Annotated in this window: 12 protein-coding genes; 1 reads left to right on the forward strand and 11 read right to left on the reverse strand. The window is 75.0% G+C overall.

What is annotated here, in order from left to right:
• Positions 1-115: 115 nt before the first annotated feature.
• The 7 genes from R4Z62_RS15280 to R4Z62_RS15310 all read right to left on the reverse strand — a co-directional run bounded on the left by R4Z62_RS15280 (position 116) and on the right by R4Z62_RS15310 (position 8,525).
• Complete coding sequence (locus R4Z62_RS15280; protein WP_064534319.1) at positions 116-790, reverse strand: response regulator; 675 nt, start codon at positions 788-790, stop codon at positions 116-118.
• Positions 787-2,277: a sensor histidine kinase gene (locus R4Z62_RS15285; RefSeq protein WP_382843114.1), complete on the reverse strand. Its 1,491-nt coding sequence runs from the start codon at positions 2,275-2,277 to the stop codon at positions 787-789. The genes R4Z62_RS15280 and R4Z62_RS15285 overlap by 4 nt, the downstream gene beginning before the upstream one ends.
• A 10-nt stretch (positions 2,278-2,287) precedes the next feature.
• Positions 2,288-3,499 carry an acyltransferase family protein gene (locus R4Z62_RS15290; protein WP_389596735.1) on the reverse strand — a complete coding sequence of 404 codons (1,212 nt, stop codon included), beginning with the start codon at positions 3,497-3,499 and terminating at the stop codon, positions 2,288-2,290.
• 47 nt (positions 3,500-3,546) lie between these two features.
• Positions 3,547-4,548, reverse strand: a complete 1,002-nt coding sequence (locus tag R4Z62_RS15295) for an alpha/beta hydrolase (RefSeq protein WP_491520059.1) — start codon at positions 4,546-4,548, stop codon at positions 3,547-3,549.
• 439 nt (positions 4,549-4,987) lie between these two features.
• Positions 4,988-6,022, reverse strand: a complete 1,035-nt coding sequence (locus R4Z62_RS15300) for an alpha/beta hydrolase (RefSeq protein ID WP_491520060.1) — start codon at positions 6,020-6,022, stop codon at positions 4,988-4,990.
• 306 nt (positions 6,023-6,328) lie between these two features.
• On the reverse strand, positions 6,329-7,660 hold the full coding sequence (gene kynU, locus R4Z62_RS15305; RefSeq protein WP_491521883.1) for a kynureninase: 1,332 nt from the start codon (positions 7,658-7,660) through the stop codon (positions 6,329-6,331).
• A 7-nt stretch (positions 7,661-7,667) separates the two neighbouring features.
• Entirely contained in the window at positions 7,668-8,525 is an 858-nt protein-coding gene (locus R4Z62_RS15310) for a tryptophan 2,3-dioxygenase family protein (RefSeq protein ID WP_064534315.1), read from the reverse strand.
• Between the two features lie 429 nt (positions 8,526-8,954).
• Here R4Z62_RS15310 and R4Z62_RS15315 point away from each other — a divergent pair, with 429 nt between their 5' ends.
• Positions 8,955-9,374 carry a DUF3151 domain-containing protein gene (locus tag R4Z62_RS15315; protein ID WP_491520061.1) on the forward strand — a complete coding sequence of 140 codons (420 nt, stop codon included), beginning with the start codon at positions 8,955-8,957 and terminating at the stop codon, positions 9,372-9,374.
• A gap of 116 nt (positions 9,375-9,490) precedes the next feature.
• Here the strand turns inward: R4Z62_RS15315 and fbaA are convergent, their stop codons facing one another.
• The 4 genes from fbaA to R4Z62_RS15335 form a co-directional block, all read right to left on the reverse strand.
• Positions 9,491-10,522, reverse strand: coding sequence for a class II fructose-bisphosphate aldolase (fbaA, locus tag R4Z62_RS15320; protein WP_064534313.1), 1,032 nt, complete (start codon positions 10,520-10,522; stop codon positions 9,491-9,493).
• A 284-nt stretch (positions 10,523-10,806) separates the two neighbouring features.
• Positions 10,807-11,355, reverse strand: a complete 549-nt coding sequence (gene pyrE / locus R4Z62_RS15325) for an orotate phosphoribosyltransferase (RefSeq protein ID WP_018569007.1) — start codon at positions 11,353-11,355, stop codon at positions 10,807-10,809.
• Positions 11,356-11,365: 10 nt separating this feature from the next.
• Entirely contained in the window at positions 11,366-12,154 is a 789-nt protein-coding gene (locus R4Z62_RS15330) for an aldose epimerase family protein (protein WP_064534311.1), read from the reverse strand.
• A gap of 143 nt (positions 12,155-12,297) precedes the next feature.
• Entirely contained in the window at positions 12,298-13,446 is a 1,149-nt protein-coding gene (locus R4Z62_RS15335) for an SRPBCC domain-containing protein (protein WP_491520062.1), read from the reverse strand.
• Positions 13,447-13,479: the final 33 nt, after the last annotated feature.

The raw sequence follows: 13,479 nt of genomic DNA on the forward strand, positions 1-13,479 counted from the left end.
CCCCTTGGAGAGGGGTCCTGCCGGGTCCCTCTCAGGTACTACGGGTACGGTCCGCGCCCGCGCGTACGGTCCACGGCGGCGGGTTCCGGTCGCCGGTGGCCGCCGCGTCCCGCGCTCAGTACCCCGAGGGGCGGACCAGCCCCGACTCGTACGCGAACACGGCCGCCTGGGTGCGGTCCCGCAGGCCCAGCTTCACCAGGATGCGGCCGACATGCGTCTTCACCGTCTGCTCGGCGACGACGAGGTGCTCGGCGATCTCCGCGTTGGACAGGCCCTGGGCGATCAGGGTGAGCACCTCCGTCTCCCGCTCGGTGAGGTCGCCGACACGGGCCTTCAGGGGGGCGCGGGGTCTGCCGTTCATCCGGGAGAACTCGGCGATCAGCTTGCGTGTGATGCCCGGCGCCAACAGCGCGTCACCGGCCGCGACCACGCGGACCGCCTCGGCCAGCTGGTCGGCGGAGGCGTCCTTGAGGAGGAACCCGGAAGCGCCCGCGCACAGCGCCTCGTACACGTACTCGTCGAGGTCGAAGGTGGTGAGCACCAGCACCTTCGTGCCGGGGGTGGCCGCGGTGACGCGGCGGGTGGCCTCGATGCCGTTCAGCTCGGGCATGCGGATGTCCATGAGGACGACGTCCGGGGCGGACTCGGCGACCTGGGCGACGGCGTCGAGCCCGTCCACGGCCTGGCCGACCACCTCGATGTCCGGCTGGGTGTTGAGCAGCACGGTGAAGCCCTGCCGGACCATCTGCTGGTCGTCGGCGATGAGGACGCGGATGCTGCCGCTGCTCATGGGTTCTCTTCTCCTGTCCGGGGCGGTGGGCCGGGGTCGGGCGCGGCCTCGGGGGCGGCGGTCCCGGCGGGCAGTTCCAGGCAGACGGCGGGAAGGCCGTCCGGGGCCGAATGGACCACGGTGACGGCGCTTGTCGGGAGGGTGGTCGGGGTGGTGTCCGGCGCGGTGCCGTCACGGGGCAGGTGGGCGGAGACCGCGAAACCGCCGTGCAGCGTCCTGGTAGCGGTGACGTGCCCGCCCAGCATGCCCGCCCGCTCACGCATGCCGAGCAGGCCGTGTCCGGCGCCCGGGGACGGCGCGACGGGATGCCGCGGACGGGAGTTGATCACGCTCAGGTGCAGGCCGTCGCGGTCGTGGGCGACCTCCACGCGGACCGTCGAGCCCGGCGCGTGCCGGAGAACGTTGCTCAGCGCCTCCTGGACGATCCGGTACGCCGACAGCTCCACGCCCGGCGGATAGGGCTCCGCGGCGTCCCGGGCGTCCGTGACCTCCATGGAGACGGTCAGACCCGCGGTGCGGGTGTTCTCCACGAGCGCGCCGAGGCGGTCGAGGGTGGGCTGCGGGGCCCGGGGTGCGGCGCTCGTGCCGGACTCACCCAGGCCGTAGGGATCGTCCGGGTCGGCGGAACGCAGTACGCCAAGGACCCGGCGCAGCTCGGCGAGCGCCTCCAAGGCGTTCTGCCGGATGCCGGCGAGGTTCTCCTTCAGCTCGTCCGAGGGGTGCGGGGTGAGATGCGGGGCGACCTGCGCCTGGATGGAGATGACCGACATGTGGTGGGCGACCACGTCGTGCAGTTCCCGGGCGATGCGGCTGCGCTCCTCCAGGAGGGTGCGCCGGGACCGCTCCTCGGCCGTGATCGTGGTCTGCTCGACGAGCTGGGAGCGGGCCTCGCGCAGGCCGCGCAGGGCGCTGCCGACCAGGACGGCCACGGCGAACACGGCGAACGCCGCGATCCCGGTGCCGGTGACGACCCCCTGGGCGCCGAGGACGCCCTCAAGGCCGTAGGTCGCCAGCCCGGTGACCAGCAGCGCGGCGACCGCGTGCCGGGCCGGCAGCCGCAGCGCGAACAGGAGCAGCACGGCGGTGTGCGCGGCCAGTTCCGGTATGGTCCACGGCCAGCTCGGACCGCCGCCCGGTGCCAGGCCGGCCGGGGCGGGGGCCGGCATTTCCAGGTGGAAGGCGAGCAGCAGGGACTCGCGTCCCCAGGCGGCGGTGGCCACCGCCGCGCCCAGGGACAGCGCCCACGCGAAGGCCGGCCGCCACAGGGCCAGGACGACGGCGGTGGCCTGGGCGGCTCCCGCAGCGAAGCCGATCTGCGCGGTGAACCGGTAGTTGTGGGCCATCTCCCGGCCGCCCTCCAGCGGCAGGAACAGCGCGAGCCAGAGGACCACCAGATAGACCAGCCCCCGCAGCCACCGGTACCGGGACAGGGGCGGGGACAGCGGTGACGGGCGGTCGCCCAGCGTCGTACGGAGGCGTCGCAGCACGCCGCCCAGCCTAGGCACGGCGCGGCCCCCGCCGGGAAGCCGGATGTCTGCCGCGGTGCACGCGGATCACCCGGGACGGCCGGTTCCGGGGGCGACGCGGGCCCTGTTCGCAGCCGCGGAACGCGGTCCGGCAGACACCGAGCGCCAGGGCGAAGACCGGGAGCCAGACCAGGCGGGACGCGATCCAGTCCGGGCCGTCGGGGACGGTGTGCAGCCCGGGGAGGCGGCCCGCGAACAGGCCCGTGGCCGTGACCGCCATGAGGGCCGTCTGGTGCCACAGGAAGATCGTCATGGCGGACAGGTTGACCACGGCCACGGCCGTCCAGGCCAGCGGGCGGCGCATCGCCCGGCCGAGCCGCTCCCGCAGCAGCAGGGCCAGGCCGCACTGGGCCAGGCCGAAGGTGACGGCGGCCAGGGTCGGCGGGTCGAGGTTGGAGACCTCCGCGCCCGGGACGCCGACCATCGACGCCGGGTATCCGGCACCCGCGACGAGGAGCGCGGTCGCCGCCGCGCCACCGGCCAGCAGCAGCCAGGCCGCGCGGCGGCTGTGCAGCTCGCCGCGGGTCCATGCCGCGCCCAGGGTGTACGGCACCAGCCAGCCGGCGGGCAGGTTCAGCCAGCCGAGCCAGCCGGGCGCGCCGAGTCCGAAACGCAGGAGGTCCACATGGAGGACGACGGCCAGCGGCCACAGCGGGTTGAGCCGGGTCACGAGCGGGGTCGCGGCCGTCAGCGCGGCGAAGACCAGGAGGAACCACATGGGGGACAGCGCCAGCTTGACGAGGGCGCGGACCGTGAGCGGGTCCGCACCGGTCAGCAGCAGGGCGCCCGCGGCCAGCGCCCACACCGTCAGGACCGCGGCGGCCGGCCGGAACAGCCGGGACAGCCGCAGGCTCAGCCATCGCGGGTAGGTGACCCCCCGGGCGCGCGCCGAGACATACCCGCGGGTCGCCACATGGCCGCCGACCAGGAAGAACACGGCGAGGGTCTGGAAGGCCCAGGAGACGGGCGCCAGCCAGGGCATGTGCTGGAGGGGGCTCGCGGTGTGCAGCGTCGGGTGCGATCCGGTGCCGCCGCCCGCGACCAGGGCCGTGACCAGCCAGTGGCCGGCGACCACACCGAGGATCGCGAACGCGCGCAGCGCGTCCACCGCCCGGTCCCGCCGGGGCGGGGTGGCCTCGTCGGTCCGCCGGGCCGCGGCCCGTATCCGGTCGGGCAGGGTCATGCGGGCGCGCACGGCGGGCGCAGGGCCGGACGCACGGGTCGTGTCGGTCACCGCTTCTCCTCGGGAGTTCCCCGGTCGACGGGGGTGCCCAGCACGATCCGGGCCAGGTTGGTCAGTGACGGGGAGCCGGGGGCGAAGTAGGCGCTGTGGCCTCCCGCCCCGGCCGGGAAGACCCGGGCGCCGAAGCCCGGGGCCATGGGGTCGGGGCCCAGGCCGACGGTCGTGCCGAACAGGTCGGCCCGCACATGGGGCACATGCGCCACCCAGTCGTCGGCGCCGCGGGCCGCCCACACCCGGGCCGGGGTGTGCAGCGCGGCCACGGAGTCGGCGCCCGTGCCGGGGCTGCCGACGAGGGCGATGTCGGAGACGTCGAGGCCGGAGGCGGCCGCACCGCAGACCACCGAACCGTAGGAGTGGCACACCAGGGTGAGGCGGGCCGGTCGGCCCGGCGCATCCGTGACCGTCCGCAGGTCCCGCACCAGCCGCCTCAGCTGCGGGGCCGCCTGCTCGGCGCGGCCGGGGGTCAGGACGGTGGTGCTGACGGTGGCCGGGGTGCGGTAGCCGAGCCAGGCGACGACCGCCGGGTGCGTCCCGGCCGGGGCCCGGCGGGTCAGCTCGCCGTACAGGGACAGCGCACCGGACCGGAACCTGGCCCAGGTGTCGAGCGAGGTGTCGGAGCCGGGGACGAGGACGGCCACCCGGTCGGCGTGCGCCAAGTCGCCCAGTACCTCGGTGGCCAGGCCCGGTCCGCGTCCGTCGAAGGCCAGCAGCCGACGGGCGGGCGAGGCCAGCTCCCGGTCCACCGCGGCGCGGTGCGTGTCGCCGTGGGCGGCGGCCATGCGGGACGCCTGGGCGGCGTTGGCGCGGTTGGCCGCGTAGTCCGCCTCCAGTGTGGCCCGGGTCGGGGCGGCGAGGACGGCGGGCGCCGGGGCGGGGATCTCCGGGCGGGCCGCCCCCGACAGGGGCACGACCACCGCCGCGATGACGAGAACGGCGAGCAGGGCGCGACGCCACCCCTGTGCGCGATGCCTCCGGCGGGGCGGGGCCACCGCCTCCTGCCCCTGCCCCTGCCCGTGCCCCGGACCCCGCTCCGGCTCCGGCTCCGGCTCCGGCGCAGGGCAAGTGCCGCCCGCCGTACGGGGCCCGTCATCCGCACAAGGCCAGGCCGCCACCGGCCAGGCCGCCACCGGCCCCGTCCCCGGCGCATCCGGTGACCGCTCCCGCCCCGGCCCCAGGGTCGGCCCCCGCCCCCGTCCCTGTCCTCGCCCCCGCCCCGGCTCAAGCCCCATGGCCCGTCTCCCCCTCCGCCCGGCCCGCTCACCGGGCTCGCCTGGAAGGGAAATTACGGATCGGGGGACGTCGCTCGCGTCCCGCCACGGAGCTGTCCTTCGCCGTAGCTCTCAGGTACTAGGGGTATGACCGGGTCCGGCCCCGGCCCCAGTCCAGCCCCAGGACCGCGAACGTGCCCGGCCCCCGCACCCGGCCGCCTCACCAGGCCAGTTGGGCGATCTCCTCCGCCACCACCGCGCAGGCGTCCGCCGCCGGGTCGATCAGCGGGAAGTGGCCGACCTCCCCCAGCAGGGTCAGGCCCACCACCTCGCCCGCCTTGGCCGCCGCCTCCGTGTACGACTCCGCGACCGCTTGCGGCACCTCCACGTCGGACCGCCCCTGCACGACCGTCGTCGCGATGCCGGTCGGCAGCAGCAGGGACGGATCGGCGTAGGCCCTGCGGGCGGCGAACCCGTCCGCACCGCCGAGGAGTTGGAGCGCGGCCCCGCCGCACACGCCGAGTTTCCCGGCGACCTCGAAGTCGGCGATCGGCGCGAGGGCGACCACGCCGCGCAGCGGGACGGGGCGGTCCGTGCGCCAGGGCGCGTCGGCGGGCAGGACGTGCCGGGCCGCCGCCCACAGGGCGAGCTGGCCGCCCGCCGAGTGCCCGGTCAGCACCGTGCGCCGCGGGTCCGCCTGGGGCAGGGCCTCGCGCACCAGTGCGGGCAGCGCGTCGAGCGCCGCGGCCACGTCGTCGAACGTGTCCGGCCAACGCCCCGCCACCGGGCCCGCGTCCGCCCCGCCCGCGGCCTGCGCGGCGGACGCGCTGCCGCGCCGGTACTCGACGTTGGCCACGGCGAAGCCCCGGCGCGCGAGGAAGCCCGCGAAGGGGGTGATGTGGCGGCGGTCGTACGGCGCCCGCCAGGCGCCGCCGTGCAGCACCACCACCAGCGGAGCCGACCCGGGCGCCTCCCCAGGCACCGCACCGGCCCCGGCCCCGGAATCCGCCCCCGCAGCCGCACCCGCGCCCGCACCGGCTCCCGCACGCGGGGCGTAGAAGTCGATCACCTGGTCCGGATGCTCGCCGTACGCGGCGGTGGCGTCCGGGTCCACGGCCGGGAGGGACAGGAGGGCCGCCTCCTCCGCCGCGGCACGCGCCTCCGCCGTACGAGCGGCCCCGGCACGGTCCGCGGCGGCACCGCCCGCGGTGTTCTGCGACTGTGCGGCATCGCGGGGTGCGGCGGCGTCCGGCATGCTCCAACCTCTCAGCGGCGTAACGTACTTGAGACGGACGAGGAATGGTGTTCGGCCGTTGGCCGGGACGGTATCAGGCCGGTGACGTGGGCCTACACACGGATGTCACGCTCGGTGAGGTGCGCGCGGAGGGTGGCGGAGGACGGCAGCGGCCCCCGCGCGCACCGCCCGAGGACCGCCGGGGATCCGCCCCGCCGCCCGCACCGCCCGAGGACCGCCGGGGGTCCGTCCCGCCACCCTCACCGCCCGAGGACCGCCGGGGATCCGCCCCGCCGCCCGCACCTCACCGGACGCCGGCGCCCGCGCCTACCCCTCGTCCGATGCCTCCACCAGCACCTCCCCCAGCACCCGCGCCGCGCGCTCCGCGTCACCGAAGCCGACGTAGAGCGGCGTGAAGCCGAAGCGGAGGACGTCCGGCCGCCGGAAGTCGCCGACCACGCCCCGTTCGATCAGCCGCTTCATCACAGGCCCGGCGTCGGGGCAGCGCAGGGCGATCTGGCTGCCGCGCAGGTCGTGCTCCGCCGGGGTCACGCACTCCACGCGCCCGGCGGGTACGTACGCCGCGACGCACTCCAGGAAGAAGTCCGTGAGCGCGAGGGACTTGGCCCGCACCGCCTCGATCGGCACCCCGTCCCAGACCTCCAGGGAGGCTTCGAGGGCGAGCAGGGAGAGGATGTCGGGCGTGCCGACCCGGCCGCGCAGCGCGCCGTGCGCCGGTTCGTACTCCGGGCGCATGCCGAAGGGCTCGGCGTGCGAGTTCCAGCCGGGCAGCGGCGAGTCGAACCGCTCCTGGAGGTCCTGGCGGACGTACAGGAAGGCCGGTGAACCCGGGCCGCCGTTCAGGTACTTGTAGGTGCAGCCCACCGCCAGGGCGACGCCGTGCTCGTCCAGGCCGACCGGCAGCGCGCCCGCGCTGTGGCACAGATCCCAGACGGCGTACGCGCCCGCCGCGTGCACGGCGGCCGTGAGCGACGGCAGGTCGTGCAGGCGGCCGGTGCGGTAGTCGACGTGGTTGAGCAGCACCGCCGCGGTCCGGTCGGACAGGGCGCCCGGCACCTCGGCGGGCGCCACGGGGCGCACCTCGCAGCCGGTCATCCGGGCCGCGGACCGCGCGATGTACCCGTCCGTGGGGAAGGTGGTCGCGTCGACCAGGATCTCGTCCCGCCCGGACCCCTCGCCGCCCTGGCCGCCCTGGTCGCCTTGGCCGGCCTGGCCGGCCTGGCCGCTCCCGTCGCCCCCGCTCGTCTCGCGGGCCATCCGCACGGCCGCGACCAGCGCCTTGAAGACGTTGACGCTCGTCGAGTCGCCCACCACGATCCGGCCCGGCGCCGCCCCGACCAGCGGAGCGATCCGGTCGCCGATCCGTTCGGGCGCGGTCCACCAGCCGCTCTCGTCCCAGGAGCGGATGCGCAGCTCGCCCCACTGGCGGCGGACGACGTCGGCGACCCGGTCCGGTACGTGCGCCGGGAGCGCGCCCAGCGAGTTCCCGTCGAGGTAGACGACGTCGTCCAGGACGAACCGCTCCCGCACGGCGGCCAGCGCGTCGGCCGCGTCCAGCTTCTCCGCCCTGCCCGCGAGGGCGCCGTCCGGCGCCTGAACCTCAGCCACCTGAACCTCAGCCACCTGGGTCTCGGACACCCGGATCTCAGACATGGGACCTCGCCGTCCACAGCTCGGGAAAGACGTTCTTCTGCGCGCGCTTCTCCAGCCAGGCCACCCCGGCGGAGCCGCCCGTGCCGGACTTGGCGCCCATCGCGCGCCGGGTGGCGACCAGGTGGTCGTTGCGCCAGCGCCACACCAGCTCGGCCACGTCCGTCAGCGCCTCGCCGAGGCGGGCGAGCTGATCGGCCTCGTCACCGGCGTAGAGCGCCGTCCAGACGGCCTCCACCTCGGGCGACGGCTCGTACCGCTGGGTGAGGTCGCGGTGCAGGACGGCGTCCGGGACCGGATGCCCGCGCCGCGCGAGCAGCCGCAGGACCTCGTCGTACAGGCTCGGCTCGTGCAGCGCCTTCTCCAGCTCGGCGTGGACGCGGGGGGCGCCGCGGTGCGGGACGAGCATCGACGCGGACTTCTCGCCGAGCAGGAACTCCATGCGCCGGTACATCGCCGACTGGAACCCGGAGCCCTCCCCGAGAGCGCTCCGGTAGCTGTTGAACTGGGCGGGGGTGAGCTGGCCGAGCGGCTTCCAGGAGGCGTTCAGCGCCTCCAGCTCGCGTACGGACCGCTTCAGCGCGGCGGTCGCCGTGGGGACATCGTCGGCGCGCAGCGCGCGGGCCGCGGTCTCCCACTCGTGGACGATGACGGTGAACCACAGCTCCATGACCTGGGAGGTGACCAGGAAGACCATCTCGCCGGGGTCGTCGGAGAGGGTGTGCTGGAGGTGCGTGAGGACGTCCGCCCTGACGTAGTCCTCGTAGGGCGTGGTGCCTTCGAAGTCGAGATGCGGGGTCTCGGGCTCAGCTGCCTCGGCGGGCCGTGGGGTCGGTCGAGCCTGGTGGGACATCGCTGTCTCCTGCATGTGCTCCGGGTAGCGGTCCGCCCCTGCCGATGCCGGCACGGGGGCCCCGGTCCCCACCCGCATCCTGCGCAGCATCGGCACAGATCGCAAGGCCGGATCGCAAGGCCGGCCGGCGCCCCCGGCCCGCCCGTCCGGCACCCGGCCCGCCCCCGTCCGGCACCGTCCGCCCCCGTCCGGCACCAGCGCGGACCCCACCCGCACACACGCGCGCCCGCACACGCGGACCGGCCGACCCGCAGCCTCCCCGTACCGGCCGGACGACAGCGCCCCGTACCCGGCCGGGCAGCAGCGCCCCGGTGGCCGAGCGCCGGGTGGCAGCGTCCCGGTGGCCGAGCGCCGGGCAGCAGCGTCCCGGTGGCCGAGCACCGGGCAGCAGCGTCCCGGTGGCCGAGCACCGAGTGGCAGACTGCTTTCATGACCACGCACAAGAACCTGCTGGGCGGCCCGGAGCCGACCTACCTCCCGGAGAACGAGGACGCCTACCGCCTACTGGGCGAGAAGTCCCGCTCGCCGGCCGAGGTCGCGGCGAAGCATCCGACGTTCTCGCTGGCCTGGGCGATGCTCGCCGACGACGCGTTCGAGGAGGGGCGGGTCGTCGAGTCGTACGCGTACGCGCGCACCGGCTACCACCGCGGTCTCGACCAGCTGCGCCGGGCCGGCTGGAAGGGGCACGGCCCCGTCCCCTGGGACCACCGCCCCAACCGCGGTTTCCTGCGCTGCCTCGCCGCCCTCGCGCGTGCCGCCGGGGAGATCGAGGAGACCGACGAGGCGGAGCGGTGCCGGCAGTTCCTCCAGGACAGCAGCGCGGAGGCGTACGCCGAGCTGAAGCGCTGACCCGCCCGGGACACCACCCTCGGGACACCCCCCTACGCACAGCGAGCCCTGCGCCGTGAGGCGCGGGCTCGCTGGTGCGTCGGGGGCGGGTGCGCGGAACGGGCCGCCCCGGTCGGCTACTTGATCCGGGTGCCGGTCGAGCGCAGGTTGCCGCAGGCCTCCACCACGCGCGCGGCCATGCCGGCCTCGGCCAGCTTGCCCCAGGTGCGCGGGTCGTAGGTCTTCTTGGAGCCGACCTCGCCGTCGACCTTGAGGACGCCGTCGTAGTTCTTGAACATGTGGTCGACGACCGGACGGGTGAAGGCGTACTGGGTGTCCGTGTCGATGTTCATCTTGACCACGCCGTTCTCCAGCGCGGTGCGGATCTCGTCCTCCGTGGAGCCGGAGCCGCCGTGGAAGACGAAGTCGAACGGCTTGCTGCCCGCGGGGCGGCCGTACTTGGCGGCGATGCCCTCGTTCAGCTCCTTGAGGAGGTCGGGGCGCAGGACGACGTTGCCCGGCTTGTACACACCGTGCACGTTGCCGAAGGAGGCGGCCAGCAGGTAGCGGCCCTTGTCGCCCAGGCCCAGCGCCTCGGCGGTGCGGACCGCGTCGTCGACCGTGGTGTACAGCGAGTCGTTGATCTCGTGGGAGACACCGTCCTCCTCGCCGCCGGTCGGGGTGATCTCCACCTCCAGGATGATCTTGGCGGCGCGGGCCTGCTCCAGCAGCTCCTGCGCGATCTGGAGGTTGTCGGCGAGGGTCTCCGCGGAGCCGTCCCACATGTGGGACTGGAACAGCGGGTCGAGACCGGCCTCGACGCGCTTCTTGGAGAGCGCGAGCAGCGGACGCACGTACCCGTCGAGCTTGTCCTTCGGACAGTGGTCGGTGTGCAGCGCGATGTTGACCGGGTACTTCTCGGCGATGATGTGCGCGTACTCGGCCAGGGCCACGGCACCGGTGACCATGTCCTTGCTGTACTGGCCGCCCAGGAACTCGGCACCACCCGTGGAGATCTGGACGATGCCGTCGCTCTCCGCCTCGGCGAAACCGCGCAGGGCCGCGTTCAGGGTCTGCGAGGACGTCACGTTGATGGCCGGGTAGGCGAACTTGCCTGCCTTCGCCCGGTCGAGCATCTCGTTGTAGACCTCGGGGGTTGCGATGGGCATCTGTCCGCTCCTTGTATGTGCGGGGTGCGTTCTGCGTACTTACGGCCCTGACCTAGGGAGTGACGTCATCGTCGGCCCCATCTTCGCAGACGGAGCCGGATGGTTCGGACACCCTGTCCAGCCTGTGGATGACCGGGTCGCCCCGCCTGTGGACAACCGTCACGCGGGGTCGCGGCGGGCGTCCCGGCCCCGTCTCGGTCCAGGGCCCAGGCCCAGGTCGTCTCGGTCCAGGCCCAGCCCGCCCAGTCCAGGCCCAGGCCGTCTCAGTCCAGGCCCAAGCCGCCTCAGTCCAGGCCCAGGTCGTCCTTGGAGTACGCGAACACGTACGGCACACCCGCCTGCTCGGCGACCGCCTCGGCGGCGCCGGTGGCCCGGTCCACGATCGTGGCGACGGCGACGACCTCGGCGCCCGCCTCGCGCAGCGCCTCCACGGCGGTCAGCACCGAACCGCCGGTGGTGGAGGTGTCCTCCACGGCGAGCACCCGGCGGCCCGCCACCTCGGTGCCCTCGATCCGGCGCTGGAGGCCGTGCGCCTTGCCCGCCTTGCGCACGACGAACGCGTCGAGCGTCCTGCCGCGCGCGGCGGCGGCGTGCAGCATCGCCGTGGCCACCGGGTCGGCGCCCAGGGTCAGGCCGCCGACCGCCTCGAAGTCCAGGTCGGCGGTCAGGTCGAGCATGACCTGACCGACCAGCGGGGCCGCCACGCCGTCCAGGGTGATGCGGCGGAGGTCGACGTAGTAGTCGGCCTCCTTCCCCGACGACAGGGTCACCTTGCCGTGCACCACGGCCTTGTCCTTGATCTGCTGCAGCAGCTCGCCGCGAACGTCGCTCATGGCAGCCAGCTTAAAGGCGGCGCCAGGCCCAGGTCGTCGTCGCCTCCAGCGGCTCCAGGGGCGTGACCAGGCGCGGACAGGTGTTGAGCCCGTCCGGCGGACCGGTCTGCGGCTCCACGCACACCGCGGCCTCCTGCTCGTCGTAGACCACGACCCACTCCTCGGGGCTGGTCACCTCCAGCTCCAGCCGCTCGGGCCAGGTGAGGGTGACGCCGACGCCGCCGGGCATGCCGAAGCAGTCGTCCCAGGGACCGGGCAGCGGGTCGATGCGGCGGCCGGTGGGCAGGTGGTCGCCGCCGCGCTCCTCCTGCCAGGCGGGCGTGAAGTCGAGGCGCACGTCCTGCCCGTCCAGGGTGCGGTTGAACCACGGGTGCCAGCCGATCTGCGCCGGGAACGACGAGTCGTACGTCTCCACGGCCATCGACAGCGTCAGCGCGTCCTCGGACAGCGCGACCACCTGGGTGATCCGGCCGGGGTAGGGCCACGGGTCGCCGAGGTCGTACGTCAGCACCGCCTCGTTCTCCGACACGCGGGCCGTCTTCCAGACGCCGTCGCGCGCCGTGCCGTGGATGGCGTGCGGCGGGGAGTTGAGCGGCATCTGATGGACGGTGGCGCCGTCCCGGAACCTGCCCTCCCGGATCCGGCCGCACCAGGGGACCATCGGGAAACAGCCGAACCGGTCGCCCTGGCGGAGCAGTTCGAGCCCGCCCACCCGGAGTCCGCCGATGCGGGCGCCGTGCCCCGGCCGTACGGTCGCTTCCGCGTCGCCCGCGGTCAGCGTGATGTCGTCGTCGCTCACGCGACGAGGCTACTGGGCCGGTCGGGAGGAACACGGCCGTTACCGGCCGCCCCTCCGACGCGCGCCGGGGCCCGCACCTGACCCGCCCCGGGCCCGCACCGGGGGCGCAGCGGCATCCGTACGGCGGCCCCCGCCACGCCGGGTCAGCGGCGCCGCCTGAGTGCCCGGCCCACGACGATCGCGCCGGCCACCACCAGGGCGGCGGCGGGGGCGGCCCAGCGCAGGGTGGAGCTGGCGGAGACGGTGAGGGGGGCGGGCACGGGGGCGTAGCGACCGCGCGGCGGGGCGTGGTCCACCTCCTCCGCGCTGCGTCCGATCATCGTGCGCCGGGCGTGCGCCGCCTCGGCCGGCGGGGTGCCGGCCGAGGTGAGGTCGTCGTCGGCCGACAGCCCGCCGCCGACGGCGGGAAGGCCCTGGTCGGTCCCGCCGCCTGCCGCCGCGCCCCCGCTCGCCTCCAGGCCCTCGCCGGGATCCTGGCCCAGGTCCTCGGCCGCGTCCTCGTCGGTGTCGTCGATGCGGTCGATGCCGTCGATGTCGTCGTCGGTGACATCGGACGCGTCGGTGACGTCGGTGCCATCGGCGTCCTTGATGTCCTCGGCGTTCTTGGCGTTCTCAGCGTTCTCGGTGCCCTCGTCGTCGGCCAGCGGGTCCAGGGACGACGGCGGGACCTCGGTGTCGAAGACGGAACGGTGCCCGGACGGTCCGGCGGGTTCCGTACGGTCGATACGGTCGGCGGCGGCCGTGTCCATGCCCTCCCCGGCGTCCGGGCCGGGCGGGGGCACCGGGGCGTCGTCCGCGTCCGGACCGGCCTCGAAGTCACCGGTCGCCGCCGGGGTGAAATCCTCCGTGGCGAGCGAGCGGGCGGTCTCGGCGGCGCCCGCCGCCAGATTGTGCGCGAAGCGGTGCAGCAGCCGGATCGCGGCGGACCGTACGGCGTCCGGGGCCAGGCCGGCGGCCCGGCCCCCGGCGGAGGCGGTGCCGCCGAAGACGAGGGCGGTGCCCTCATCGGTGTCGCGGAGGCCGAGGGTGAGCCCGATCTTCACCGCGCCGCTGCCGCGGGACTCGGTCGCCTCGCCCTCGACGGCGTACCCGCCGTCGTCGCGGGGGCGGACGCGCAGCGTGCCCCGGTAGGTGATGGAGTGGCCGCCGATCCGCACCTTCAGCCGGCCGGCGACGGGCTCGGCACCCGCCTCCTGCTGAAGCCCGGGAACCGCGCGGGCCACCCGCGCGGGATCGGCGAGCACCGCCCGCAGCCGCCGGGCCGGAACCGGAACGAACACCTCGTGCTCCATGTCAGCCGAGGTTACCCAGTGGCGCGCCGGATT

Source organism: Streptomyces sp. PL-25, assembly GCF_058344915.1.